The 24,466-nt window shown below is 74.1% G+C and carries 22 protein-coding genes, 5 pseudogenes and 1 riboswitch; of the genes and pseudogenes, 5 read left to right on the top strand and 22 right to left on the bottom strand.

The features are described from left to right. Positions 1-72: 72 nt before the first annotated feature. Together ACFYML_RS02070 and ACFYML_RS02075 are read right to left on the bottom strand one after the other, a co-directional pair. Complete coding sequence (locus ACFYML_RS02070) at positions 73-1,215, bottom strand: hypothetical protein (protein ID WP_387418826.1); 1,143 nt, start codon at positions 1,213-1,215, stop codon at positions 73-75. Positions 1,216-1,558: 343 nt separating this feature from the next. Then, entirely contained in the window at positions 1,559-1,762 is a 204-nt protein-coding gene (locus tag ACFYML_RS02075; RefSeq protein ID WP_018787966.1) for a cold-shock protein, read from the bottom strand. Positions 1,763-2,046: 284 nt separating this feature from the next. On the opposite strand from ACFYML_RS02075, the gene ACFYML_RS02080 reads away from it, so the two are divergent. Next, positions 2,047-2,577, top strand: coding sequence for a GNAT family N-acetyltransferase (locus ACFYML_RS02080; RefSeq protein ID WP_387418827.1), 531 nt, complete (start codon positions 2,047-2,049; stop codon positions 2,575-2,577). A 296-nt stretch (positions 2,578-2,873) separates the two neighbouring features. On the opposite strand, the gene paaN is transcribed toward ACFYML_RS02080, so the two are convergent. From paaN to ACFYML_RS02100, 4 genes are all read right to left on the bottom strand, one after another. After that, the gene (gene paaN, locus ACFYML_RS02085; RefSeq protein ID WP_387418828.1) at positions 2,874-4,547 is read right to left on the bottom strand and encodes a phenylacetic acid degradation protein PaaN; all 1,674 of its coding nucleotides are present in this window, start codon (positions 4,545-4,547) and stop codon (positions 2,874-2,876) included. Positions 4,548-4,599: 52 nt separating this feature from the next. Then, on the bottom strand, positions 4,600-5,619 hold the full coding sequence (locus ACFYML_RS02090; RefSeq protein ID WP_387418830.1) for a GNAT family N-acetyltransferase: 1,020 nt from the start codon (positions 5,617-5,619) through the stop codon (positions 4,600-4,602). Positions 5,620-5,977: 358 nt separating this feature from the next. After that, positions 5,978-7,267 (bottom strand): threonine synthase, encoded by a 1,290-nt coding sequence (thrC, locus tag ACFYML_RS02095; protein ID WP_357443392.1) that lies wholly within the window; start codon positions 7,265-7,267, stop codon positions 5,978-5,980. Positions 7,268-7,276: 9 nt separating this feature from the next. Then, positions 7,277-7,408: riboswitch (SAM riboswitch) on the bottom strand. A gap of 83 nt (positions 7,409-7,491) precedes the next feature. Continuing rightward, positions 7,492-8,463 carry a DMT family transporter gene (locus ACFYML_RS02100; protein WP_387418832.1) on the bottom strand — a complete coding sequence of 324 codons (972 nt, stop codon included), beginning with the start codon at positions 8,461-8,463 and terminating at the stop codon, positions 7,492-7,494. Between the two features lie 90 nt (positions 8,464-8,553). On the opposite strand from ACFYML_RS02100, the gene ACFYML_RS02105 reads away from it, so the two are divergent. Further along, positions 8,554-8,871, top strand: coding sequence for an ArsR/SmtB family transcription factor (locus ACFYML_RS02105; protein ID WP_387418833.1), 318 nt, complete (start codon positions 8,554-8,556; stop codon positions 8,869-8,871). A 139-nt stretch (positions 8,872-9,010) separates the two neighbouring features. On the opposite strand, the pseudogene ACFYML_RS02110 reads toward ACFYML_RS02105, so the two are convergent. The 3 pseudogenes from ACFYML_RS02110 to ACFYML_RS02120 form a co-directional block, all read right to left on the bottom strand. Then, positions 9,011-9,884 (bottom strand): annotated as a pseudogene (locus tag ACFYML_RS02110) (ABC transporter permease). 13 nt (positions 9,885-9,897) lie between these two features. Further along, a pseudogene (locus ACFYML_RS02115) lies at positions 9,898-11,946 on the bottom strand (ATP-binding cassette domain-containing protein); the annotation flags it as partial. A gap of 108 nt (positions 11,947-12,054) precedes the next feature. Then, positions 12,055-12,762: pseudogene (locus tag ACFYML_RS02120) on the bottom strand (alpha/beta hydrolase); the annotation flags it as partial. A 366-nt stretch (positions 12,763-13,128) separates the two neighbouring features. Here ACFYML_RS02120 and ACFYML_RS02125 point away from each other — a divergent pair. From ACFYML_RS02125 to ACFYML_RS02135, 3 genes are all read left to right on the top strand, one after another. Then, positions 13,129-13,596 (top strand): roadblock/LC7 domain-containing protein, encoded by a 468-nt coding sequence (locus ACFYML_RS02125; RefSeq protein ID WP_387418834.1) that lies wholly within the window; start codon positions 13,129-13,131, stop codon positions 13,594-13,596. An 83-nt stretch (positions 13,597-13,679) separates the two neighbouring features. Further along, positions 13,680-14,150 carry a hypothetical protein gene (locus ACFYML_RS02130; RefSeq protein WP_387418836.1) on the top strand — a complete coding sequence of 157 codons (471 nt, stop codon included), beginning with the start codon at positions 13,680-13,682 and terminating at the stop codon, positions 14,148-14,150. Between the two features lie 54 nt (positions 14,151-14,204). Then, positions 14,205-16,478: an AAA family ATPase gene (locus ACFYML_RS02135; protein ID WP_387418837.1), complete on the top strand. Its 2,274-nt coding sequence runs from the start codon at positions 14,205-14,207 to the stop codon at positions 16,476-16,478. 81 nt (positions 16,479-16,559) lie between these two features. On the opposite strand, the gene ACFYML_RS02140 is transcribed toward ACFYML_RS02135, so the two are convergent. From ACFYML_RS02140 to ACFYML_RS02200, 13 genes and pseudogenes are all read right to left on the bottom strand, one after another. Further along, a complete protein-coding gene (locus ACFYML_RS02140; RefSeq protein ID WP_387418838.1) occupies positions 16,560-16,952 on the bottom strand; it encodes a gas vesicle protein K in 393 nt (130 codons plus the stop codon). Continuing rightward, on the bottom strand, positions 16,949-17,200 hold the full coding sequence (locus tag ACFYML_RS02145; protein WP_387418839.1) for a gas vesicle protein: 252 nt from the start codon (positions 17,198-17,200) through the stop codon (positions 16,949-16,951). The genes ACFYML_RS02140 and ACFYML_RS02145 overlap by 4 nt, the downstream gene beginning before the upstream one ends. Beyond that, a complete protein-coding gene (locus ACFYML_RS02150; protein ID WP_387418840.1) occupies positions 17,191-18,018 on the bottom strand; it encodes a GvpL/GvpF family gas vesicle protein in 828 nt (275 codons plus the stop codon). The genes ACFYML_RS02145 and ACFYML_RS02150 overlap by 10 nt, the downstream gene beginning before the upstream one ends. 160 nt (positions 18,019-18,178) lie before the next feature. After that, positions 18,179-18,460 (bottom strand): annotated as a pseudogene (gene gvpJ / locus ACFYML_RS02155) (gas vesicle protein GvpJ); the annotation flags it as partial. Next, positions 18,381-18,731 carry a gas vesicle protein gene (locus ACFYML_RS02160; protein WP_387418841.1) on the bottom strand — a complete coding sequence of 117 codons (351 nt, stop codon included), beginning with the start codon at positions 18,729-18,731 and terminating at the stop codon, positions 18,381-18,383. The pseudogene gvpJ (ACFYML_RS02155) and the gene ACFYML_RS02160, both read right to left, overlap by 80 nt. 1 nt (position 18,732) lies before the next feature. Then, positions 18,733-19,071: a gas vesicle protein GvpG gene (locus tag ACFYML_RS02165; RefSeq protein ID WP_387418842.1), complete on the bottom strand. Its 339-nt coding sequence runs from the start codon at positions 19,069-19,071 to the stop codon at positions 18,733-18,735. Positions 19,072-19,074: 3 nt separating this feature from the next. Beyond that, positions 19,075-19,845: a GvpL/GvpF family gas vesicle protein gene (locus ACFYML_RS02170; protein ID WP_387418843.1), complete on the bottom strand. Its 771-nt coding sequence runs from the start codon at positions 19,843-19,845 to the stop codon at positions 19,075-19,077. Between the two features lie 202 nt (positions 19,846-20,047). Then, a pseudogene (gvpJ, locus tag ACFYML_RS02175) lies at positions 20,048-20,230 on the bottom strand (gas vesicle protein GvpJ); the annotation flags it as partial. A 38-nt stretch (positions 20,231-20,268) separates the two neighbouring features. Then, positions 20,269-21,417: an SRPBCC family protein gene (locus ACFYML_RS02180; protein WP_387418844.1), complete on the bottom strand. Its 1,149-nt coding sequence runs from the start codon at positions 21,415-21,417 to the stop codon at positions 20,269-20,271. 2 nt (positions 21,418-21,419) lie between these two features. Then, the gene (locus tag ACFYML_RS02185) at positions 21,420-21,866 is read right to left on the bottom strand and encodes a hypothetical protein (protein ID WP_387418845.1); all 447 of its coding nucleotides are present in this window, start codon (positions 21,864-21,866) and stop codon (positions 21,420-21,422) included. A gap of 292 nt (positions 21,867-22,158) precedes the next feature. After that, positions 22,159-22,668: a GNAT family N-acetyltransferase gene (locus tag ACFYML_RS02190; RefSeq protein ID WP_387418846.1), complete on the bottom strand. Its 510-nt coding sequence runs from the start codon at positions 22,666-22,668 to the stop codon at positions 22,159-22,161. A 150-nt stretch (positions 22,669-22,818) separates the two neighbouring features. Further along, positions 22,819-23,721, bottom strand: coding sequence for a hypothetical protein (locus tag ACFYML_RS02195; protein ID WP_387418847.1), 903 nt, complete (start codon positions 23,719-23,721; stop codon positions 22,819-22,821). A gap of 194 nt (positions 23,722-23,915) precedes the next feature. Beyond that, on the bottom strand, positions 23,916-24,356 hold the full coding sequence (locus ACFYML_RS02200; RefSeq protein WP_387418848.1) for a DUF3263 domain-containing protein: 441 nt from the start codon (positions 24,354-24,356) through the stop codon (positions 23,916-23,918). Positions 24,357-24,466: the final 110 nt, after the last annotated feature.

The following is a 24,466-nucleotide window of genomic DNA, read 5'->3' on the forward strand; positions in this document are numbered from 1 at the left end:
CACTCAACGTACGCGAGTGCCAATGACCTGTTTAGCACTCTCCCTAGCCGAGTGCAAGCACGATGCCCCCGCTCAGCCGAGTTCCGCGGCCAGTCGGGCGGCGTTCACCGGCCCTTCCTGGGCCCGCTGCTCGGCGTACGTGACGACCAGTCCGACCAGCTGCGCCAGGTACACCGGGGTGACCAGCACGGCGGCGACCAGCGACACCGCGACGGCTCCGGCCGCCGTGCCCGGGGTGGCCATCGGCTCCGCCCCGAAGGGGAGCTGGCCCACACCCTCGATCACGGCGCCGGCCAGCGACCCGACGACGACCGCCGCGGCGACCAGCGCGACCCGGCCCAGCACCATCCCGAACCGCTGATGGAACAACCGGAAGGCGCGGCCGATCGGCTCCTGCCGCTCGAACAGGTAGATCGGACCGAACAGGGCGACCGCGAAGGCCGCGTAGATCCCGGGCAGCACGCAGAGGCAGAAACCGACCGAGATCAGCAGGGTGGCGACGATGGTCCAGCCCCAGACGCCGAGGGCCCGACGCCACCCGTACCGGAAGGCGGCCCCGACACCGGCCGGCTCGCCGGCCGCCTGGCGGGCCACCACCCAGGTGCCCGCGGCCCAGCCCGCGCTCTGCACCGGGCCGAAGATCAGGGCGGCGAGGAGCACCAGGCCGTAGAGGGCGAACACGTCCTGGAAGTAACCGTCCGGCAGGACCGGGGCGCCGTCCGGCGCGGTGGTGGGCTGCGCCGCCGGGAGGAGGACGAGCGTGAGGATCGAGATCACCGCCGCCGGGACCGTCTGGGTGAGCAGCATGATCGGCAGCAACTGGCGCCAGCCGCGCTGCACGGCGCCGGTGCATCGGGCGAACCAGCCACCGATGCCGGCGTATGGCGGCGTGACCAGGGGGTCACCCGGGTCCGCGCCCGGATACCAGCCGTACGGCTGGCCGGGCATCGGGGCGCCCGGCCAGGCGCCGGCCGGCACGGGACCGCCCGCGGCCGGCCACACCCAGCCCTGCGGCTGTGCGGCCGGATCCGTCGGGTACGCCCCCCAGGGCTGCCCGCCGGGCACCTCGTACCCCGGCTGACCGGGCCCGATCGGCGGTGCGGGCGGCGGAAACTGGCCCGGCACGACGGGCTGCCCGGGCTGGCCGAACTGGCCGGGCAGGACCGGCTGGCCGGATGCCGCCGGATATCCAGGCTGGCCGGGTTGCGTCGGCACCGCCGGATATCCGGGCTGGCCGGGTTGCGCCGGCGCTGCGGGGTCACCGGCGCTGGGCTGGGCGGGCACACCCGGAGCTGTCGGGGTGGACTGTCCGGGTGTGGCCGGTTCGCCCGTATGCCCCGGCGCCGAGCCCGGCTCGAAGGCTGGCGACGTCGACCGGGTCGGGTCGGCCGGGGGACCGGACGACGCCGGGGGCACTGGCTCGCTGGAACCCGACGGGGGCTGGTCGGACATGAACCCTCCTCAGCGTGACGGCTGGAATGGCTCATGATCTTTCACGGTGCGCGCCGGCACCGCAGCCCCTGATCGGGTGGAAAGCCGCCGGTCGGGCGGCGACGGGTCAGGCGATGAGGCGGACCCGCTCCGCCTGCGGACCCTTCTGGCCCTGCGCGATCTCGAACTCGACCCGCTGGCCGTCGTCCAGCGCCTTGTAGCCGTCCATCTCGATCGCGGAGAAGTGGACGAAGACGTCCTGCCCGCCGTCGACGGCGATGAAGCCGTAGCCCTTTTCGGCGTTGAACCACTTGACGGTGCCCTGTGCCACGGTGCACTTCCTCACTCTGCGCGGCGTTCCACAACCCGGAGACCGGCGGACCGGCACCGGCGGACCACCGGTTCGGCGATCGGCGACGACCGCTGAATCAGTGACCGAAATCGCACGCTACACGAGGCGTGACGACCGCGCACGACCACAAATCGGGCATATTCGGGCCAGCATCCGACCCGGACGGGCAGAGCCGGCATCCCGGGGTGCGGGCGGCGGGCCTGGTCGGCAGGAGTCCAATTTCGCCCCGCCCTAAACTGCAAGGTCTCCTCGAAGGAGCTCTGATGATCAGCGCGCCGACCACTCCCGTGGCCCGCCCCGCGACCGTCCGCCGGGTCCGGCCCGAGGACGCCGCGCGAATGCGGGCGCTCCGGCTGGAGATGCTCGCCGATTCGCCGCTGGCGTTCCTGGAGACCGTCGCCGAGGCCGCCGCCCGCCCACACGCCGACTACGCGGCGCGGATCGCCTCGGTCGCCGACGGCACGGTGACCGCCCAGTTCGTGGCCGATCCGGGCGGCCGGCTGGTCGGCCACGCCGGGGGCACGGTCGTCCCGGGAGAGCCCGAGCTGACCGTGATCTACGCCGTCTACGTCACGCCGACGTGGCGTGGCAACGGGCTGCTGGGCGCGCTGGTGGACGAGGTGGCCGCCTGGTCCCGCGCCTGTGGCCGGCCCGAGCTGATGCTGGAGGTGGTGGTCGGCAACGACCGCGCCTACCGGGCGTACCGGAAGCTCGGCTTCGTCGACACCGGCGTACGCGTCCCGCACCCCAAGATCCCGGCTCTCAACGAACTCCAGATGCGCCGCCCCGCCTGACCCCGCCCCGCTGGCCGAGGGCCCATCCCACGGCGGTCACCTCGGAGATCACCCGCTGACCGCGGAGCTGACCCAAGGCAGCGCCCCTGAGATCAACACCCCTGGCCGAAGCGGTGCGATCAGGGTGACACGGAGGGTTTCCGGGGCAGGCCGCCTCGCGGAGGGATCAAGCCTGACCGCCCCGAGCGAGGTGGCCTGCCCCGGAAACCCCAACAAGGCCCACCCCGGAAACCCAACAAGGCCCACCCCGGAAACCCAACAAGGCCCACCCCGGAAACCCCAACAGCAACAGACGATTAGACGTGCCGACGCGACTGCACGATGCGGAACCGGTTCGACACGTAGGCACCATCAGTAAGAGCAGAGTTGGCAGCCGGGTTCGCCCCCGACCCGTGGAAGTCGGAGAACGCCGCCGACTGGTTGACGAAGACCCCGCCGGTCAGGTTGCAGGACAGGTGCACGCCCGCGTCGACCGCCGCCGCCTCGGCCGCGTCCAGCACCGCCTCGTCGGTGGAGTAGACACCGGCGGTGAGCGCACCCTTCTCCCCCACTGTGGTCCGCAGGATCGCCAGGCTGTGCGCCGTCGAGTCGGTCGCGATGGCGAACGAGATCGGCCCGAACCACTCCCGCGAGTAGGTCGCCGTGTCCGCCGCGTCCAGCTTGACGATGGCCGGCGTACGCACCACCGCGCCGGGGAAGGACGGGTGCTCGACGGTCCGCGACTCCAGCACCGGCTCGCCGACCTTGGTGACCTCCTCCAGCCGCTCCAGCACGCCGTCGTTGACGATCGCGCCGGTCAGCTCGACGCCCCGGGCCGGGTCGGCGGTGAGCTTGCCGACCGCCCCGGCGATCCCGGCGGCCACCTCGTCGAAGCTCTTGTGCCCCTGGTCGGTCTCGATGCCGCCCCGGGGGATCAGCAGGTTCTGGGAGGTGGTGCACATCTGGCCGCTGTAGAGGGTCAGCGTGAAGCCCAGGTTGCGGCACAACCCGGCGAAGTCGTCGGTGGAGTCGATGACCACCGTGTTCAGGCCGGCCTTCTCGGTGTAGACGGCCGCCTGCCGGGCGTTGACCTCCAGCCAGTCGCCGTACTCGGTGGAACCGGTGAAGTCGACGATCTTCACGGCCGGGTGCAGCGCCAGGGTGGAGGCGAGCTTCTCGCCCAGCCCCTCCGGCGCGAGCTGCACCAGATTGGGGTCGAACCCGGCCTCGGCGAGCACCTGGCGGGCGTACTTCACGGTGATCGCGAGCGGCAGCACCGCGCGCGGGTGCGGCTTGATGATCACCGGGTTGCCGGTGGCCAGCGAGGCGAAGAGCCCCGGGTACGAGTTCCAGGTCGGGAAGGTGTTGCAGCCGATCACCAGCGCCACGCCGCGCGGCACCACGTGGAAGGTCTTGGTCATCCGCAGCGGGTCGCCCTTGCCGGCGGCCTTCTCCCAGCCGGCCGTGGCCGGGTGGCGGGTCATCTCGGCGTACGCGTAGGCGATCGCCTCCAGCGCCCGGTCCAGCGCGTGCGCGCCGCCGGCCTGGAAGGCCATCACGAACGCCTGGCCGCTGGTGAACTGCACCGCGTTGGCCAGCTCGAAGACGTTCCGGTGCAGCCGGTCGAGGATCTCCAGGCAGACGCCCGCCCGGGCCTGCGGGCCGGCGTCGCGCCAGGCCGGCAGGGCGGCGGAGGCGGCGGCCACGAGCTGGTCGGCGGTGGCGTGCGGGTAGCGCACGTCCAGCTCCAGGCCGAACGGGCTGACCTCGGTGGCGACGGTCTGCCCGTCACCCGCCTGGTCGAGGGGGAAGTCGGCCTTCAGGTACGCCTCGAAGGCCGCCTTGCCGTCCGCGGCGGCGGTCTCGCCGTACACCCGGGGGCTGGGCGACTCGGGGTAGGCGGACCAGTACCCGCGCTCCGTGATGGCGGTCAGCGCTCGGTTGAGGGTGTCGGCGTGCCTGTCGTACAGGGGGTGCGGGGTCTCCGTCATGCCCGCCATCATGCAACAGCAAGCCACCAGATCAGTAGGGGCCTGTCACAAGTCAGATCGTCAGCTGCCAGTCGGTCGAGCCGGCCGCGGGCTGGTAGCCGAGTTGCTCGTTGATCGCGATCATGTGGGTGTTCGTCGCCGCGTTGAAGGTGTCGATCACGCGCAGCTCCGGTTCGTGCGCCAGCGCGTGGTCGAGGTTCTCGATCTTTGTGAGCAGCCCGAGCCGGTGGCCCCGGTGGTCCGGGTCGACGATGGTGATCTGCTGCCAGGCGTGCCAGGTGGTGTTGGCGGCCAGGCTGACCATGCTCCAGGCGACCAGCCGGCCGGACGCCTCGTGCACCGCTCCGACGCTGTACCGGCGGACCCCGCGCGCGTCGAGCGCCCGCTCCGTGCCGCGGATCCGCTCGGCGTCGACCTTCTGCTGCTCCCATTCGAGGTCACCGAGGGGCGCGTCCACCAGGAGCCGCCCCTCCAGGTAGGCGATGTCGGCGACGTACTCCTCGGGGCTGTGGTTCGACCAGCGGACGGTGCGGTAGCCGGCGGCGGACGTGCGGGCCCCGGCGAGCAGGCCGGCCAGGCGCGGCCGGTCGAGGGTGGTGACGTCCAGCCGGCGCCGGACGTCGGCGAGCGCCGGCTTCGCGCCGACGGTGGCGGCGAAGGCAGCCCCGGGCAGCTCCCGGGCCTCCTCGCCGGGCAGGGCGGCGACGGTCGAACCGACCAGCCGCTTGCCACCGCGTTCCCGCAGCAGCCGCAGCCCGTGCTCGTGCAGCGCCCGCCCCACCCCGCGCCGCCGGTACGCCGGGTCCACCATTAGCTCGACGCTGGCGTTGTCGGTGTTGTCGAGGGTGTGCAGGTACAGCCGGAGCCAGCCGGCGGGCACCCCGTCGAGGCGCGCGACCCACCAGCGGGTGTCCACGCCTGGCATCGGGTGCCGCAGCGGCGCCTCGAACCGTCGCCGGCACAGCGGCGGGAGGTCCGGCTCGTCCACGGCCTGGGCCGCGGCCGCCGTCCGGTACACCGCGTCGAGGGTCGCCTGGTCGGCGGGATCGAGGGGGGAGACGGAGATGCCCATGCCCCCGAGCGTGGCCCACCGCACAGCGAAGGGGCCAGCGGTTTTCCGCTGGCCCCTTCGGACGTTGGTCGGGAGGGACGTCCGCACAACGCCTCCGGCGTTGGGTCGCAAGAACTTGAAAAGTCTCCGGCGGATGCCCTCCCGCACCGAGCATCTTGCGCCGTCCAATTCCTGCCGTCAAGTCCTTGTCGGCGGGTTTTCCACACTCACAGCGAAAAGCCAGTTACCCGGCGGATCGACCCGATCCCCCGTCCGGGCGATCCGCCCTCCCCCGCATCGTCGCGTTGATCAAGGGGTTTGCGTCAGCGCGCGTCGTTCTGGATCCAAGCCCCTTGATTAACAAGAGCTGGCGGCGCGGTCAGCTGAGGAGGCCGGCGTCGCGGGCGGCGCGGAGGGAGGGCTTGATCCGGTGGGTGGGGCCGACCTGGTCGGCCACCGCGTCGAGGGTCTTGAGGCCCTCGCCGGTGTTGAAGACGACGGTCTCGGCCGCCGGGTCGAGGCGCCCGGACTCCACCAGCTTGCGCAACACCGCCACGGTGACGCCGCCGGCGGTCTCCGCGAAGACCCCGGTGGTGCGCGCCAGCAGCCGGATGGCCGCGCGGATCTCGTCGTCGTCGGCGTACTCCATCCAGCCGCCGGTGCGGCGGACCGCCTCCAGCGCGTAGAGCCCGGCGGCGGGGTCGCCGATGTTCAGCGACTTGGCGATGCCGGTCGGCTTGACCGGGACGATGGTGTCGCTGCCGGCGTGCAGCGCCGTGGCGATCGGGTTGCAGCCGGCGGATTGGGCGCCGAACACCTTCCAGCCCCCGGCCGGCGCCTCGACCAGCCCGACCTCGACCAGCTCGGAGAACGCCTTGTCGATCTTCGTGAGCAGCTCGCCGCTGGCCATCGGGATGACCACCTGGGCGGGGATCCGCCAGCCGAGCTGCTCGGCCACCTCGTACCCGAGGGTCTTGGAGCCCTCGGCGTAGTACGGCCGTACGTTGACGTTGACGAACGCGGTGTCCTCGAACTCGTCGGTCTCCACCAGCTCGCCGCAGAGCCGGTTCACGTCGTCGTACGAGCCGTCGATGGCGACCAGCTCGCCGCCGTAGACGGCGGTGGTCACCACCTTGCCCTGTTCCAGGTCGCCGGGGATGAAGACCACCGAGGGCGCCCCGGCCCGGGCCGCGTGGGCGGCCACCGAGTTGGCCAGGTTGCCGGTGGAGGCGCAGGCGTACCGGGTGAAGCCGAGCGCCCGGGCGGCGGTCAGCGCCACCGAGACCACCCGGTCCTTGAACGAGTGCGTCGGGTTGGCGCTGTCGTCCTTGATCCAGAGCGGGGCGGTGAGGCCCAGCTCGGCGGCGAGGTGCGGGGCGGCGACCAGCGGGGTCAGCCCCGGGTTCAGGGTCACCCGCGTGGCCGGGTCCTGGCCGGCGGGGAGCAGGCCCGCGTACCGCCAGAGGTTCTTCGGGCCGGCCTCGATCTGTTCGCGGGTGACCGTGGCGAGGGCGGCGGTGTCGTAGTCGACCTCCAGCGGCCCGAAGCACTCGTAGCAGGCGTGCTGGGCGGCGAGCGGGTAGCGCGCGGAACAGCCGCGACAGACCAGGGCGCGGGCCGGGCTGAGGGTGGTGTCGATGCCGGAGCTGGCGGGAAGCGTCGACGTCATGTCGAGGTCCTCTCATCTTCCCCCGCATCGCCTTGTGCGGCGGGGACGGAATTGGCACCTGCCCGCGACGCTCGTCGTCGAGCGCGCGGGTGGTTGCCGGGGCGTCATCGGGCCGTATCCCTCAGCCCCTCTGGATGAGGTATGCAGTTGTGGCCCCGAGTCTATGCAGGTCCACCGCCCGCACCAACGGGGGTTCCCATTTTGTGAGCTACCGGCGCGCGGGATCAGCGGGCGAGGACGGCGACGGGGTCGACGACGGCCTGGCGGTCGGTCACGGCGGAGACCGGCGTGGCCGGGGCGGGAGTCGCGGCGCGGGTACGGGTGGCGAAGTTGGCGGCGACCAGGGCGGCGATGGTCACGGCCGCGCCGGCCAGTTCCACGGCGCCGGGCCGGTAGCCGCGGAGGGTCTGCACCGCGAACGTGGTCACCGGGACCAGGTTCATGAACAGCGCGGCGTCGGCGGCGCCGAGCCGGCGTACCCCGGTGTTCCAGGCGAGCACCGCGAGGACGGCGGCGACCACCACGGCGTACGCGAGCTGCGGGGCGACCGCGACGAGGTCGGCGGCGGCCGGTGCGTGCTGGAGCCCGGTGAGGTCGGCGACGGCGCTGGCGGCCAGCATGGCGAGCGTGCCGGCGACGGCGGTCAGGGTGGTGTAGCGCAGCGCGGAGTACTCGGGGAACCGGCCGGCGCCGTGGGTGTAGATCGCCCAGGCGAGCACCGCACCGATCATGAGCAGCCCGCCGACCCCGAACTGGCCAAGCCCGTCGAGCCGGCCGCGGGTGATCACCAGACCGACGCCGACCAGGGCGACCAGCGAGAGGCCGAGCAGCGCCGGCCGGGGGCGTACGCCGTCCCGGGCCCAGCGGACGAGCTGGGTGACCAGGGGCGTGGTGGCGGCGAACAGGGCGATCTGCTGCGGGGCGGCGTGCCCGAGGGCGAGGTTGGTGAGCACGTTGAAGCCGGCGAAGCCGATGACGCCGAGCAGCAGCACCTCGGCCCCGCGCCGGCCCGCGCGCAGGGCGGTCCACCCCTCCCGGACCAGCAGCAGGGCGACGAGCACGGCGGCGGCGAGGACGTACCGGGCGGCCGTCAGGTTGAGTGCGTCCACCCGGGTGAGCGCGCTGGCCAGGACGGGGAACATGACGCCCCAGCTGAGCACGGCGAAGAGCGGGAAGGCGGCGTGACGAGAGCGCATGACAGCTCCGATGTTCGAGTATCGTCGAACCAGCATCGCCGACTCTAGGAGCTTGTTCGATGAAAGTCGAACATGGGTTACCCTGGTCACATGGAGCTGCACGAACCCGAGCTGCGCGAGGTGCCGGTCACCGCCGTGCTGGCGGCCCTGGCCGACGACGTCCGGCTGCAGATCGTGCGCGCCCTCGCCGAGGGCGGTGAATACGCCTGCGGCACCTTCGAGTTCGGCGTCGCCAAGGCGACCCGCAGCCACCACCTCAAGGTGCTGCGCGAGGCCGGCCTGACCCGGACCCGGGTCGCCGGCACCAGCCGCTACGTCCGGCTGCGCCGGGAGGAACTGGACCGCCTCTACCCGGGCCTGCTCGACGCGGTCCTCGTCCGGGCCACCACGCCCGCCGAGCCGTCCTGACGCGGCCCGCCGACTCGCGCCGGACCCCTCGGCCGGCGCCTGGCAAGTCGAGCAGGTAACACCACCCCGACCCCGGAAAGCCGACTCTGACGGGGCCGGTTCCTCGCCGTCTGGGCACAAGCGCGCAGGGCGCCGGAGATCAGCTCGTGACGTCCTTGCGGGTGAACCGCCAGAAGGCCAGGCTCCAGAAGATCGTGGCGTAGCCGATCGCCGAGATGGCACCGCGTACCACGTCGTCGGTCTGCACCGGCGTGGAGAGCAGGCCCAGCCAGGCGCTGCTGTAGTGGGTCGGCAGCAGGGCACGCAGGCTGCCCAACGCGGTGATCTGGTCCAGGATGCTGGAGAGGATCCAGAGCAGCACCGCCCCGCCGACCGCGCCGAGCGCGGCGTCCGTGCTCACCGAGAGCAGGAACGCCAGCCCGGCCACCACCAGCAGGACGACCGCCAGGTAGCCGAGGATCGCGAGCAGGCGGACCAGCCCGTCCGCCGGGGCCAGCTCGGCGGCGACCTGGCTGCGCAGCGGGGACCAGCCGTACCGGAGGGTGCCGGCGAGCAGCGCGGTGGCGGCGAGCAGCAGCAGGGCCAGCCCCGAGTACGCGAGCGCGACCAGCAGCTTCACCGTGAGCAGCCGGGCGCGGGGCACCGGGACGGCCAGCAGGTAGCGCAGGCTGCCCCAGCTCGCCTCGCTGGCCACCGTGTCCCCGCAGAACAGGGCCACCACCACGACCAGGAGGAACGACGCCGAGACCAGGATCGTGAACAGGGTGAAGTTCAGCCCGCCGGAGGTGGCCAGGTCGGCCAGGCTGGAGAACTCCCCCCGGCCGCCGCGGTCGTCCTCACCCGAGTTGAACTGGAACGCGACCAGGATGATCAACGGCAGCAGCACCATGAACCCCAGCGCGAGCTGGGTACGCCGCCGGGACGCCTGTCGGCGGAACTCGGCCAGGAACGGCAGGGTCGCCGAGGGCCGGTAACCCGACGCGGCCCCGCGGCGCTCCACCGTGGCCACGGATGACGACTGTCCCATCACCGGTCCCCGCTTCCCCGAGAGTTCTCGCCGACCAGGGCGAGGAACGCGTCCTCCAGGCGACGTCGGGGCACCACCCGGTCCACCCCGATGCCGGCCCGGACCAGCTCGGCCACCACCTCGCTGCGGGCCGTGCCGTTGGTGTCCACCACCAGCCCGCCGTCGCCGTCGGGCAGCACCCGTACGCCGTGCAGCCGATCGAGCACGCCGCGCGCCGCGTCCGGGTCGCTGACCTCGAACAGCACGCTCGGCGACTCGCCGACGATCTCCTCGACCGGCCCGGAGGCGACGATCCGCCCCTTGTTCACCACCACCGCGTGGGTGCAGGTCTGCTCCACCTCGGCCAGCAGGTGGCTGGAGACCAGCACCGCCCGGCCGTCGGTGGCGTAGCGCTGGAGCACCCGGCGCATCTCGGCGATCTGCGGCGGGTCGAGGCCGTCCGTCGGCTCGTCGAGCACCAGCAGCTCGGGCAGGCCCAGCATGGCCTGCGCGATGGCCAGCCGCTGCCGCATGCCGTGGCTGTACTTGCGGGTCTTGCGGTGCACCGAGTCACCCAGGCCGGCGATCTCCAGCGCCTGGTCGAAGTGCGCGTCCGACCAGGGCCGCCCGGTCGCCCGCCAGTACGCCTTCAGGTTCTCCAGGCCGGACAGGTGCGGCAGGAAGCCCGGCCCCTCGACCAGCGCCCCGATCCGGGAGAGCACCGGCGAGCCGGGCACCAGCCGGTGACCGAAGACGTAGATCTCGCCGGCGGTGGGCTGGGTCAGCCCCATCAGCACCCGCAGCGTGGTGGTCTTGCCGGCGCCGTTCGGGCCGAGCAGGCCGACCACCTGACCGGGGTGCACCTCGAAGTCCACGTTGGAGACGGCGACGAAGCCGTCCGCGTACTCCTTGCGGAGCTGGCGGACGGCGAGGGGGACGCCCGCGTACGCCGGGTGGATCGAACTGTCCTGGCGGCGGTGCCGGCGCCGGGCCACCAGGACGACCACGGCGAGCCCGACCGCGATCGCGGCGAGCAGGCCGACCAGCACCCAGCGCCAGATCGTGGCCGTGGTGGGGATCGGCTGGGCGTCGACCGTGGGCAGCACCAGCGAGCCGCCGCCGAGGGCGACGGTGTGCACCACCGGCTCGGCCGGGGTGGCGTACGCCTGGTCGGAGGTGGCCACGACGACCCGCAGCCGGTGCCCGGCCTCGATCCGGCGGACGATCGCCGGCAGGGTGACGGTCACCGGCTGCGCGGCGTCGAGCGCCCTCGGCAGGCCGGTCAGGCGGACCGGGGCGACCAGGCCGTCGGGGAGGGTGGCGGCGCCCTGCGGGTCGACGTCGTAGAGCTTGACGAAGAGCACCGCCTCGCCGGTGGGCGAGGCGGCCCTGATCTGCACGGTGGGCGCGCCGACCACGTCGACCGCGTCGGTCAGCGGGGCGGACTCGAACCGGGCGTGCTGGCCGGGGATGTCGCCGGCCACCCCGTCCAGCAGCGAGCCGATCGCCCCGGCGAACGGCACCGAGGAGATCGCCGCCGGGTTGCCGTTGGGCGGGTTGGCGACCGACTGGGCGGGGCCGGCGAGCGTGATGTCGTGCCGGGTCTGCCCGGCCACGCCGGGGTAGTCGGTGGTGCGGTAGCCGGTGGCCACCAGGCCCCGGTCGAGCGCGTCGAAGCCGGCGATCCGGGAGAAGGTGAAGGACTCACCCGGTGCCGCGCCCTCGCCCTTGACGTGGTGGTCGAGCCACTGTGCGGTCAGGAACTTCACCCGGTCCGAGTCGGAGGTCGGACCCGTGCCGCCGTCGTGGCCGCCGGTGAACCAGGCGACCCGGACCGGGGTGCCGCCGGCGGCGATGCCGCGCGCGTTGGCGTCCGCCTCGGTGAGCGGGAAGAGGGTGTCCGCCTCCCCCTGCACGAGCAGGGTCGGCGCCTTGATCCGGTCGAGCACCCCGGCCGGGGAGGAGCGGCGCAGCAGGTCGACCGCCTGGGCGTCGGCCCGCCCGGTGGTGGCGATCCGCAGATACGCGGCGCAGACGTCGGCGGCGAACCGGCCGCAGGACGGGTCGGCGGCGGCGCCGGGGGCGCGCCCGGTACCGGGGCCTGCGCCGGGCTGCGGGCTGGGCGCGCCGGCCGACGCCGGGGCGCCCTCGGGCTGGCCGGCGGTGGTGCCGGAGAGGCCGGCCGGTCCGGAGCCGGCGTTGCCGCCGCCACCGAAGAACAGGCCGGCCCAGCCCTTCTTGAACACGCCCTCGGTGGGTGCCTTGCCGGTGCTCTCGGGCAGGAAGGCCCGGGACAGGTCGTTCCAGGTGATCATGGGAACGATCGCGTCGACCCGGCGGTCCTGCGCGGCCAGCAGCAGCGCCAGGCCGCCGCCGTACGAGCCGCCGACCACGCCGACCCGCGGGTCCCCGGCGGCGTCGAGCCGGATGTCCGGGCGGGCGGCGAGCCGGTCGAGCAGCCGCTGGGCGTCCCGCACCTCGTAGTCCGGGCTGTCCAGGTGGATCTCGCCGCCGCTGCGGCCGAAGCCCCGGGCGGTCCAGGTGAGCACCGCGTACCCCCGGTCGGCCAGGTCCTCCGCGTCGGAGCGGACCGACTCCTTGGTGCCGCCGAAGCCGTGCGCCAGCAGCACGGCCGGCACCCGGTGCCCGGCCGACGCGTCCCGGGGCAGGTAGAGCGTGGTGTCCAGGTCGACCGGCTGGTCGCCGGCCGGTCCGGAGCGGACGGTCACCAGCCCCGACTCGGTCCGGAAGCCGGGCCGCTGCGGCCGGGCCGCCCAGGTCACCGCGACGGCGACCAGGCCGACCACCACCACCGCGGCGACGACCCGGCGACGGCGGGTGGCCAGGGCACGCCGGATCCGCGCGGCAGTGAGCGGTGATCTCATGCGGCACACGGTACGGCCCGGACGCTGAGCGTTCCCTGAGATCCGCCGTACGTTCGTCCGGCTGCGCCGTTCGGTGCGCGAGATCCGTCGACCGTGGTCCGGCCAGGCCGGCTGAGCGGGACGAATTCGGATCGCGGGAAATCACATCTACGCTCGCAAACCGCCGCCGATCCCGCCATCCTGGCGACTGTCCGGGGACGCAGCGTGCCCGACCGGTCGACGACCCGTCACCGGGTCCGAAGTGACACCAAGCCGACTCCGCGACGGCGATCACGCCGGACCGGCCTGGGCTACGTCCCGGTCCGAAATCGCCCGTGTTCTGCGCGAAGTCAGTCCGGACCGCCGCTACGAAGAGGACTCATCACGGTGACCAGCCCCGCTGCGCACGGCAACGTCGTCCGCCCGAACCCCGCCGGGGGCCGCCGGCCCGAGGTCTGCACCTTCAACTGGTTACTCGACTCGTTCACCTCCAGCACCACCGGGGTACTGGAGGCCGTCGCGGTCTCCGCCGACGGCCTGCTGCTGGCGGCGTCCGCCAGCGAGGACCGGTCCACCGCGGAGCGGCTCGCCGCCGTGGTCTCCGGCCTGGCCAGCCTCGCCGGGGGCGCCGCGAACTCGTACGCCCTGGGCGGCCTCAACCGGGTGGTCGTGGACCTGACCGAGGGCTATCTGCTGATCGCCCCGATCAGCAGTGGCGCGCTGCTCGGCGTGGTCGCCGACCGCTCGGCCAACCTGGGCACCGTGGCGTACGAGATGCGGCTCTTCGCCGACCGGGCCGGCGGGACGCTCAGCCCGCGATTGATCGCCGAGTTGAAGAACTCCGTACATCAGTGATGCTGGAGGTGGCCGGCGCGGAACCGGCTACCCGGATCCGCGGCTGCCTGCCCGACCCGTGCTCGACGAAAGGGGTGGACTCGATGAGGGGTGATCTGGACGAGACACTGGCCCGGCTGGCGCGCCGCGAGGAGGCGTTGCGCCGCCGGGGAACCGGCGACGAGGCCGACCGGGACGCGGCGCCGCCGGCGGTGGCGCGGCGGGACGGGCACGGCGCGTACCGGCTGCGCGGCGGGGCCCGGCCCGAACAGGTGGACCCGGTCGAGGAGGTGGCCGAGGCGGTGCGCCAGGTGGTGGCGGAGCACCCCGGGCTGGCGGTCACCCTGCGGGTGGAGCACGGCGGGCAGGCGTACCCGCTGCGGGTCGCCTGGACCGGCCGGGAGGTGACGGTCGGCCCCGTGCCCGCGCCGCCCCCGCCCCCGCCGGCCTGGCCGATGCCGCCGACCCCCGTGCCGGCCCCCGGCCAGGACCGGGAGGGCCCGGACCCGGCGGCCCGGCTGGCCGAGATGGTCCGGCGCGATCCCTCGCTGCTGGAGGATCCGGGCCAGCGCTGACCGGGCGGGACGCGCTGCGGGCACCGGGTGGTGCCGGCGGCTACTGTCGGGCGGGTGGCGGAACCCGAGCTGACCCTGACCGCGAGCCTGCGCCCGGCGGCGCTGGACGCCCGGCGCGGCGTCGTCCGCCTGCACCCCGAGGTGCTGACCGCCCTGGCGCTACGCCCCGGCGACCCGGTACGCCTGGCCGGTCGGCGGGTGACCGCCGGCATCGTGGCCGCAGCCGAACCGACCGCGAGCACCGCCCTGCTCTACGCCGACGACCTGCTGCTGGGCAACCTCGGCCTGCGGGACGGCGGGCAGGTGACGGTGGGCCGGCTGCCGGTGGCCCCAGCCCGCCGGGTGACCCTGTCCGGGCCGGTCGCGGTCGTGGCCGCGGTCTCCCCGGAGATGCTCCGCCTCGCCCTGCTCGGCAAGGTCGTCACCGCCGGGGACGACGTCTCGCTGCTGCCCCAGGACGTGCTGCCCGACGCCGCGGTCCGCGGCCTGGTCGAGGCCGCCCGGCGCAGCCTCGCCAACACCGTCGGGTACGCCTGGACCAGCACCCTGCTCACCGTGGTCACGGCGGAACCGGAGGCCGGCGCACTGGTCACCATGGACACGCTGGTCGGCTGGGAGCACGGCGCGGCCACCCACGGCCCCGGCGCGGCCGGCCCGTACCCGAACGGCCGGCCGGCCGGCGGCCGACCCCCGGTCAACCGGCCAGCCGGCGCCGGGAGCGAATGGGCCGCACCGGCCCCCGAGCCCGAGCTCGCTGAGCCGGCCGAGGCGCCGGACGTCGACGAGCTGCCGGGGCTGCGGGCCCAGGCCGAGGAGCTGACCGAGCTGCTCGACCTGGGCTTCCACCACCGGGAGGTGCTGCGGCGGCTGGGCACCACCGTCTCGCTGGGCGTGCTGGTCAGCGGACCGGCCGGCTCGGGCAAGTCGGCGCTGGTCCGCGCGGTCGCCGCCCGGGTACGCGCCCGGGTCTGCCCGCTCTGGGCGCCGGAGCTGGCCGCGCTGAGCAACGACGCGGCCGCCCGCCGGCTGCGCGAGGCCGCCGCGGCGGTACGCGCCGACAAAGCGGCCGTGCTGCTGGTCACCGACGTGGAGGCGATCGCCCCGGCGGACGAGCCCGGCCCGGTGGCCACGGTGTTCCGCCAGGTCGTCGCCGAGGCGGTCGGGTCCGGGGCGGCGGTGGTCTGCACCACGAGCCGGCCGGAGTCGGTGGACCCCGCCCTGCGCGCCCCGGACCTGCTCTCGGTGCGGATCACCGTGCCTTTGCCGGACCAGCCGCTGCGCCGGGAACAGTTGACCGTGCTCACCCGGCAGGTGCCGCTCGCCGAGGACGTCCGGCTGGACGAGGTGGCCGCCCGTACGCCCGGCTTCGTCGCCGCCGACCTGGCCGCACTGGTCCGCGAGGCCGGCGTACGGGCCGCCCTGCGGCAGAAGGCGGCCGAGACGCCGACCGTGGCGATGGCCGACTTCGCCGCCGCGCTGGAGGTGGTCCGGCCCACCACGATGGCCGCGTCCACCCTGGAACTGGCCTCGGTGACCCTGGACGACGTCGGGGGCCTGCACGAGGTCAAGGAGACGCTGACCGAGTCGGTGCTCTGGCCGCTGACCTACCCGGACACCTTCGCCCGGCTGGGCGTGACGCCGCCACGCGGGGTCCTGCTCTACGGGCCGCCCGGCTGCGGCAAGACCTACCTGGTCACCGCGCTGGCCGGCTCCGGGCGGGCCAACGTGCTGTCGGTGAAGGGCGCGGAGCTGCTCTCCAAGTGGGTGGGCGAGAGCGAGCGCGCGGTCCGGGAACTGTTCCGCCGGGCCCGCGAGGCCGCACCCACGCTGGTCTTCCTGGACGAGGTGGACGCGCTCGCCCCGGTCCGTGGCCAGGCCACCGACGGCGGCACCACGGACCGGGTGGTGGCCGCCCTGCTCACCGAACTGGACGGGGTGGAGGCGCTGCGCAACGTGGTGGTGGTCGGCGCGACCAACCGGCCGGACCGGGTCGACCCGGCGCTGCTGCGCCCCGGCCGGCTGGAGCGCCTGGTGTACGTGCCGCCGCCGGACGGTCCGGCCCGGGCGGAGATCCTCCGCGCGGCGTCCCGGAACGTGCCGCTCGCCCCGGACGTCGACCTGGCCGCGCTCGGCGCCGAGCTGGACGGCTTCTCGGCGGCCGACTGCGCCGCCCTGGTCCGCGAGGCGGCACTCGCCGCCATGCGTGAATCCCTGTCCGCCGCCACCGTCACCGCCGCCCACGTCGCAACGGCCCGCACCCGCATCCGCCCCTCCCTCGACCCCACCCAACTAGCCGCCCTGACCGCCTACGCCGCTACCCACCAGTGACGCGTCGATCATGAGGTTGGCGGCAGTCACGGAGATCCACACCGCCGCCAACCTCATGATCGACGGAATGTAGGGGTCGGGTCAGTCGGTGGGGAGGAGGGGGCCTAGGGGGCCGAGGTCGAGGTTGAGGTCTTGGGGGGAGAGGCCGAAGTGCTCGCGGAGGTGGGTCATCTGCTCCTCCAGGGCCATCAGCGTGGTGCCGATGCGTTCGACCTGCTCCTCGGTGAGGTCGCCCAGGTCGACCCGGCGCAGCGCCTGGCGTTCCATGAGCTGCCGCAGCAGCTCGACGATGGTGAGCACCAGGCTGGCCAGCCCGCGCTCGACGGAGTCCTGGTCGAATGCGAGCCGGCGGTCCAGCGGCCGGACCCGGGGCGCCTGCCACTGCGGCTCCCCCAGCGCCGCCGCCAGCTCGGCCGCCTCGTCCCGGCCGGTCGCCGCCGCGCCCCCGTCGGCCGCGTCGTCCCGGCCGGTCACCGCTCGACCTCCCCGAGCTCGGGCGGGGCGAGCGCGTGCCCTAGCTCGGGCGGGGCGAGTGCGCCGACCGAGGCGATCAGCGCGCGCAGCGAGATCCGGACCAGGTCGACGTCGGCGATGGCGAGCGTGATGTCCCCGGTGATCACCACGCCGGTGGCGAGCACCCGGTCGAGCAGGTCGACCAGGGCCACCGGCCGGTAGGTCAGCGGGTCGTCGGCGCTACTCGGAACGAGTGAGGTCACGCCCATGCCGCCTCCCCGACCGGTTGCGGCTCCGTCCCGGATTCCGCCACGAAGGAGTACGGCGGCCAGGGGCCGGTCAGCTCCAGCCTGATCTCCGGGTGCCGGTCCGCCAGTGCGCCGATCAGCGCGGAGAAGGCGGCCAGCCCGGCCCGGTCGATCAGGTACGCGCCGTTGAGCACCATCGCCGTGGCCGCGCCGGAGAGCCGCCGGTCCTGCGGGGCGTGCCGGCGGGCGGCGACCGCGTACCCGGCGAGTGCGGTGTGCACGGTTGCTGCCGCCTCGGCGGCCACCCGCTGCCCCTCCTCGCGGGCGCTGAGCTGGGCCCTGCGCCGCCGCAGGTACGCCGCCCCGGCCCCGCCCCCGCCGGCCGGTTCCTCGGCGCGCGGCGTCGCCCCGGGCACCACGTACCCCTTGACGCCCCACTCCTCGCGGCCGGTGAGCCGGGCCAGCGTGCTGGTCAGCTCGTCGCGCCGCTCGACCAGCGCCCGGGCCGCCCGCTGGTCGTCGTGGTAAACGGTGGCCAGTCGGGCCGGCACCACCGCGCCGGCCCGGGACAGCGCGTCGACCACGGCGTGATGGCTCCGGGCGGCCCGTTCCAGCCAGGCCAGGTCCTCCAGGTTGCGGCGCAGCGCCTCCTCGCCGTATTCGGCCAGCGGGGCGTCGCTCACCACGGCGACCAGACCGGCCGCGGCCACGGTCCGCACCGGCGCGCCGGCGATCCCGGTGAGCCCCGCCAGCGTGGCCGGGTCGGCCTCGGCCACCACGCCGTGCAGCCAGACTCCGGTGTGCCGCGCGGCGGCAGCCGGGTCAGCCGTCGTACTCATCCCACTCCTCCCTCGCGGCCCGCTCGGACCGGCCGGCGACCCGCGGCCGCCGGGCCGCCTCGACCTCCTCCGGGTCCCGCGGGCCCGGCTCGACCGGCGGGCGGGCCCGGGAGCTGAGCCACGGGTCGTGCTCCCACCAGTCGATGCCGATCTGCCGGGCCGTGTCCACGGAGGCGATGACCAGCCGCAGCTTGAGCGTCAGCAGCTCGATGTCGAGCAGGCTGACCCGGATGTCACCGGCGATGACGATGCCCCGGTCGAGGACCCGTTCGAGGATGTCCCCGAGGTTCGCCGGTTCGTGCCCGGCCGGCAGCACCTGACCGGAGTTCTGCACCACCGCGGGAGTCCGCCCAACCGTCATCTCAGTCCCCCTTGCCCCGCTGGTAGCGGCGCGTCCGCCGGTAGGCGAGCAGGCTGCCGGCCAGGTCCAGCTCGACCTCATAGAGGCCGAGCAGGTCGGTCGAGGCCGGGATGCGGTGGTCCTCGACCACCTCCACCCCGATCAGCCAGCCGTCGTCGGTGGGCTCGATCGAGGTGATCCCGAGCGGATCCCGGCCGGTCAGTCCGACGATCTGGCGCAGCCCTTCCCGGGCCGCCTCGGCGGCCGAGATCTCCTCGTACTCCTCCTCGTCCGCGTACCGGCCGGCGTCGCGGTCGTCCGGTTCGCGCCGGCGTTCGCGGTCGCCGTCGCCGCGGATCCGTCCTGCTGCCATGTCAGCTCCCTCGCCCGCCGTGCTCGCCCCGCCGGCCGCCGGTCCGCCGCCGGACAGGCGACCGGCGTCGGCCGGCGGTGGCGGCCCTCCGGGGCGGGGTACGACCCGGGTCGCCCGTTGGCGCGGTCAGCCGCTCCAGCACCCGCTGCTGGGCCAGGTCCCGCGTCTGCGGGGTGATCTCACCGGCCGCCGCCGCCCGGTCCAGTTCCTCCAGCTCCCGCCGGACGTTGACCGGGTTGTACTGCTGCGACTCCGCCTCCCGGGCGATCACCTTGACCACCGCGGTGACCCCGCGCACCGGGGCGTACGGCAGGGTGAGCAGCCCCCAGAGGATGTCCACGGCTCACTCCACCAACTGGTGCGCGCTGACGAAGTCGTACGGCGCGAGGGGGCCGAGCAGCCGCATCCGGATCAGCTCCCGCCGCCGGTCGGCGAAGTCCTCCACCGCCCCGATGAACGCGTCCTCGTCGTCCGTCGCGACCAGGAAGGCGACGTTCACCGCGTCCAGCTCGTGGCTGGGCGGGCGGGCGGCGTTCGCCGTCGCGTACCGGCCCACCGCGTCGATCAGGTCGCGGTTCTCCGCCTCCCGCCGCAGCTCGACGGCCTGGGCGATCATCTCGCCGAGCCGGATCCGCTCATCCCGGCACTCCACTTCGGGCCGGCCGCGCACCTGGTCGGCGAGCGCGGCGGCGGGCGGGTTCTGCGCCAGCAGCCCGCTGAGGAACTCCTCCTCGTCGAAGCGCCCCTGCACGGTGTACTGGACGTGGTCCGCCAGCTCCGCCAGCGCGCCGGCGAACCGGTCGTGGTGCGCGTCCAGCAGGTCGTCGACCGCGTCCTCGCCGGTGACCACCGTGCCGAACCGGACCGGCAGCACCGGCGCGATCGCCGCGGTCGAGTCCAGCAGCCGCTGGTACGCGGTCAGGTCGGCCGGCCGGCCGATCGGCTCCTCCAGCCCGACCTCGCTGACCAGCAGGGCGAGCTCACCCTGCCGAATCGCGGTCACCTCGCCCGGCGGGGAACCGACCCCCTCCGCATCAGGGGTCGGCTCCACGTCGGACGGCACGATGCCGTAGAGGAACAGTCCGGTCCCGCCGGTCTTCCGCTCGTCGGTCATGTCAACGCTCCTCGTCCCGGCGCCGGCGCGGTCGCGCGCGGTCGGAGTCGCCGTCACCCAGCGAGTCCACCACCGCGCCGCTGATCTCCTTTGCCGCCTTGCTCAGGCCGGACACCGCCTTGCCCTTGGTCGCCGCCCCGGCCGCGTCCCCCACCATGTCGGGCAGGCCCTTCGCGCCCTTGGGGGTGATGCTCAGCCGGTCCACCGCCTCGGCGAAGCGCAGGTACGTCTCCACGCTGGCGATGACGATCCGGGCGTTGATCTCCACCAGCTGGATGCCGACGATGGCGACCGACACCTGGGCGTCGATCACCACACCCTTGTCCAGCACCGTCTCCACGACGTCGGCGAGGGTGCCTCCGCCGGCACCGCTGCTGCGCTCCAGGGCGCTACCTGGCTGACTTCCGGTTGCCGTCGCCACCGTCATTCCTCACGCTCCTCTCGCCGGCGGCGTACCACCGGCCGTCGGGGGGATTCGGGGGTACGCCGGGCCGGTCGGGACCGCTGCGGCTCGGGGCGCGGCTCCCGCTCGCCGCGGGGCTGCGGGCGGCGGGCCCGCTCGGGCTGCCGGCGCCGCGACTGCTCCGCCGGCTCCTCGGCGTACTCGTCCTCGTCGTAGTCGTCGCCCTCGTCGTAGGCGTCGTACTCCTCGTCCTGCTCGGGGGGAACCCGACGCTGCGGGGTACGACCGCGGCCGCGCTCGGCGGGCCGGTGTTCCGCGCGTTCCTCCTCGCGGCCCACCCGGGCCTGCTGCTCCTCGCGGAGGGCGGTCTCGTGGTCCTTGACGACCCGGGAGTCCTCGATCTCACCGCGCCAGCCCTCGACCGCGTCGGGGTCGAGCACGGTCCGGGTCATCACGTGCCGGACGAAGTGCTTCAGCTCCAGCCGCACCCGGCGGCCCTGAGCGCGCCAGAGGTTGCCGGTGCGCTCGAAGAGGCCCTGCGGGTGGTACTCCAGGACGACCAGGATCCGGGTGAGTTCGGGGCCGACCTCGTGGAAGCTGACCGTCCCGTCGACGTAGCCCTTCTCGCCCTTGGACCGCCAGTGGATGAGCCGGTCGGGGACCTGCCGGAGGATGGTCGACTCCCAGGTCCGGTGCGACCAGAAGACCTGCGCCTTCCAGGTCATCTTCTCGTCCGACTCGCAGTCGGCCCGCGCCACCTTCTTCATGAAGCTCGGGAAGTCGCCGAAGGTCGTCCACTGGTTGTACGCCACCCGGACCGGCACGCCGACCTCGATCGTCTCGACGATGTTGGTGACCTTGACCTTCTTGCCGCCCTTGCCGCCGCCACCGCCGACCGCCGACATCAACTTCTCCTTACCGCCGGCCAGGCCGGCGTGGAACATGGCCTTCATCGGCGAGTGGCCCTCGGCGAGCTTCTGCACCCCGGTGGCGGCGGCGATCAGGCCGGGGCCGCCGCCCTGCCGGGCGTAGTCGCTGAGCCGGCCGGTGGCGGCGGTGATCCGCTCGGTGACCACCTGCACAGCCCGCTCGCCGATCGCCGCGGCGAGGTCGCGCAAGTCTGCACCGAGCTGGTCACGTGCCTTGTCGGCAACGTTGCTGGTCGCCATGCTCACCGCCTCCGCCGCCGGGCGCCGGTCTCGGCGCGGTCCTCGTCGTCCCACGTCTCGGGCTGCTCGTCGAGTTCCTGCTCCTCGTCCGGGGCCGAGCGCTCGCCGGTCGCCGCCTCCTCGTCCCGGCGGTCGCCGCCGGACCGGCGGCGCAACGCGTCGGCGCTGCCGCGCAGCTTGCCGCTCAGCGCGTCGATGCCGCTGCCGGCGGCGGCGGTCGCCGCGACCCGGCCGGCCGTGGCGAGCGGTCCGCCCAGCTTGCTGAGGTTGCTCAACTGGGGCGAGGAGTTCACCAGGTCGCTGCCATACCTCAGCAGGCCACCGGGGTCCTTGCTGGCCCGCCCGACGGCCACCGCGGCGGCCAGGGTGAGGGCGGTACGCAGCTTCCGGCGGCGGCCGAGGAGGTAGCCGAAACCCACCGCCAGCGCTACCCGTGCTCCGCTCTTCATACGTTCTCCTTCGCTCCCCGGCGGACGCGGACACCGTTTGTGTGGAGCAGGCCGGAAAACAGCTACCGGGGACCAGCGGAATTGGGCCTGCGACCGGGTGTCCCGTATCAGCGGACCCGGCGGGCAGTACCCGGGACCCCAATCCGCAAAACGTCTCCACGCAATTCCCGAGACGTGTGTCGCCGGTCAACCGGACAGACGCGCAGAGCCGAGCACCGATCGGGCCAAACCGGACAGACGGACCGCCGTGAACAGGGAGAAGGTGATATCGCGCAGAATGGAGAGGAAAAGCTCAGCTGGCGGGAAGTGCGGAATCGAGGCACATTTCCGCGTACAACTTACCGTCTTTCTCGCGCAATTCCGCGCCGCATTTCTTCAGCACGGATACGGCACCGTGATTGTCCGGGGTCGTCTCCGCGACCACGGTACGCATGCCGGCCGCCGCCGCGGCGTTCAGCAACTCCCGCAGGGCTGCCGCGCCGAGGCCCTGACCCCGGGCCGAGCGCCCCAGCCACATCCCGGTCTCCACCGTGCCGGGGTCGTCACGGCGGGTCATCCGCACCATGCCGACCACCTCGCCGCCGGCCACGATCGCGAACATCAGGGTGCGGGTGGGGCCGGCCAGGCCGCCGAAGCTGGCCCGGTGGAACTCCCGGAACGCGTCCCGACGGGCCAGCGACCAGCCGGCAGGGGCCTCCACCGGGGGCATGACGTCCTCCGGTTCCGCCTCGGCGGCTGCTACGGAGAGCAACGGCTCCAGGTTTCCCTCGTTCACCGGCTCCAGTCGTACGGCACGCGTCACGAGCCGCAGTCTGCCGGTCGTACCGGCCCAAGTCCACCCCTTTGACCCCGGACTGGCGGTCCGGCGGAGGGTACCGGCCGGTCGTACCCCCTCGGTGTTCCGCATCACGCTCCGTTGTCGGCCGACCGGACCTTCTTCAGTCCGCCGGCTTCAGTCCGGCGCGCCGAACTCGCAGAACACCACCGAGGCGTCATCGGTCCGCTTGTGCCGGCGCAGCCGGTCCGGATGGTCCCGCTCGGCCGCCCGTACCCGGCCGATCAACCCCTCCGGCCCTTCCGCGGCGGTCACGTCGAGCAGGCCGGCCCAGTCGAAGAGGCCGAACTGCTCGACCGCGCAGGATGCGCCGTCGCTGAGCAGGGCCGCGCGTCGCACCGCCCCCGGGCCACGCAGCGGCAGCGTCCCGGTCACCGCGTGGTACGCCGCGTCCGGGTCGGCGGCCGCGGCCCAGTAGCCGTGGGTCCGATTCATCCGAGCCCGCTGCACGGTCACCGACCGGCGGAACCGGGTCACCGGGTCGGCGTCCCCGTCGGGCAGCGCGGCGGCGGTGCCGCGCAGGTCCGCCAGCGCCGCGTCCAGCCGCTCGTCGGAGACCACGCTGACCTCGCCGCCGGCGTCCAGCACCAGCGGGCTGTCGCAGAGCACCAGGTAGTCCACCCGGTCGCCGCCCTCCCGGAGCAGACAGACCGTGGACGACGGGGTGCCCGGGTGGTCGAGGTCGCACTCCCCGCCGTGATCCGCCCGGACCGCCAGGATCGCCGCCGCGAGGCTGCTCATCAGCGTGGCCGCCGGCCGGGCCGCGATGGCCAGGCCGATCCGGGCGGCCAGGTGGCGGACGTACCAGGCCGGACCGTGCACGCAGCCGGTGTCGAAGCCCTCCGGCACGGTGGCCCCGTCGAGGACCCCGACCAGCGGCCCGAGCTGGAAGACGACGTCCTCGTTCTCCGCCCGGCCCGGCGCCGGATCGGAGGCGGACCGGGCCCGCATCATCGGCGCCGTCCCGACCGGCCGCGCCGGCCGGCTCCCCGTCAGGTACCGGCGATCTGGTGCCCCCATCCGTCAGCTCCCTCCGTACGCCCCAGCTCCGCGCCGCTGACGTCGCCGTCGCCTCCCCGGCCTACCCGGAGCGTCGGACGCCATGCGGGCGCTGACCGGGACGGCATCCCGCAACACATCCGATATGCCCCAGGCACCCCACCACGGGCCGCTGCCAGCCGGCAAGCGGCGACCGGCAAGGAGAAGTGGGCCGGTCAACGCCGCCGGTTGCGGGTCCGGGAGGAGCGCAACCGGCGCAGCCGGCCGATCAGCACCGGCTCGGCGGCCAGCGCGGCCGGGTGGTCGAGCAGCGCGTTGAGCAACTGGTAGTACCGGGTGGCGGAGAGCCCGAAGGTGTCCCGGATGGCCTGCTCCTTGGCACCGGCGTGCTTCCACCACTGCTGCTCGAAGGTGAGGATCCGCCGCTCCCGCTCGGTCAGGCCGGCCGCGACGTCGGCCGGCTGGTGGTCGGCGGCCTCGGCCGGCGGGGCGTCGACAGCGGCCGGCGGCGGGACGGCGGGCGGGGCCGGATCGGCCTCGACGGCCGGGGCGGAGCGGGGCGGGGGGACGGTGACGCCGGCCTCCCGGCGGGCGACGTCGGCGGGCCCGGACGGCTCGGGCCGGTCGGTGGCGGCCGCGGAGGCGTCGGCGGGCATGGCGCTCCTCGGGAGGCGGGCGGCCGGCACGGCGACCGCCGGCCGGGGGGACCCCAGCGTAACCAGGGCCCGCCCCGGCCGCATCGGACGCGGGGTCCGCGCCGGCCGGC

The organism is Micromonospora sp. NPDC007230 (assembly GCF_042869115.1).
Taxonomy (GTDB): Bacteria; Actinomycetota; Actinomycetes; order Mycobacteriales; family Micromonosporaceae; genus Micromonospora.

What these genes read in the sequence shown, in the direction of transcription:
- ACFYML_RS02200 (WP_387418848.1), bottom strand. Translation starts at nt 24,356, where the DNA reads ATGCCCGCCGACGCCTCCGCGGCCGCCACCGACCGGCCCGAGCCGTCC.
- ACFYML_RS02180 (WP_387418844.1), bottom strand. Translation starts at nt 21,417, where the DNA reads ATGGCGACCAGCAACGTTGCCGACAAGGCACGTGACCAGCTCGGTGCA.
- ACFYML_RS02090 (WP_387418830.1), bottom strand. Translation starts at nt 5,619, where the DNA reads ATGGGCATCTCCGTCTCCCCCCTCGATCCCGCCGACCAGGCGACCCTC.
- ACFYML_RS02150 (WP_387418840.1), bottom strand. Translation starts at nt 18,018, where the DNA reads ATGAGTACGACGGCTGACCCGGCTGCCGCCGCGCGGCACACCGGAGTC.
- ACFYML_RS02105 (WP_387418833.1), top strand. Translation starts at nt 8,554, where the DNA reads ATGGAGCTGCACGAACCCGAGCTGCGCGAGGTGCCGGTCACCGCCGTG.
- ACFYML_RS02195 (WP_387418847.1), bottom strand. Translation starts at nt 23,721, where the DNA reads ATGGGGGCACCAGATCGCCGGTACCTGACGGGGAGCCGGCCGGCGCGG.
- ACFYML_RS02130 (WP_387418836.1), top strand. Translation starts at nt 13,680, where the DNA reads ATGAGGGGTGATCTGGACGAGACACTGGCCCGGCTGGCGCGCCGCGAG.
- ACFYML_RS02185 (WP_387418845.1), bottom strand. Translation starts at nt 21,866, where the DNA reads ATGAAGAGCGGAGCACGGGTAGCGCTGGCGGTGGGTTTCGGCTACCTC.
- ACFYML_RS02145 (WP_387418839.1), bottom strand. Translation starts at nt 17,200, where the DNA reads ATGGGCGTGACCTCACTCGTTCCGAGTAGCGCCGACGACCCGCTGACC.
- ACFYML_RS02100 (WP_387418832.1), bottom strand. Translation starts at nt 8,463, where the DNA reads ATGCGCTCTCGTCACGCCGCCTTCCCGCTCTTCGCCGTGCTCAGCTGG.
- ACFYML_RS02080 (WP_387418827.1), top strand. Translation starts at nt 2,047, where the DNA reads ATGATCAGCGCGCCGACCACTCCCGTGGCCCGCCCCGCGACCGTCCGC.
- ACFYML_RS02160 (WP_387418841.1), bottom strand. Translation starts at nt 18,731, where the DNA reads ATGGCAGCAGGACGGATCCGCGGCGACGGCGACCGCGAACGCCGGCGC.
- thrC (WP_357443392.1), bottom strand. Translation starts at nt 7,267, where the DNA reads ATGACGTCGACGCTTCCCGCCAGCTCCGGCATCGACACCACCCTCAGC.
- paaN (WP_387418828.1), bottom strand. Translation starts at nt 4,547, where the DNA reads ATGACGGAGACCCCGCACCCCCTGTACGACAGGCACGCCGACACCCTC.
- ACFYML_RS02170 (WP_387418843.1), bottom strand. Translation starts at nt 19,845, where the DNA reads ATGACCGACGAGCGGAAGACCGGCGGGACCGGACTGTTCCTCTACGGC.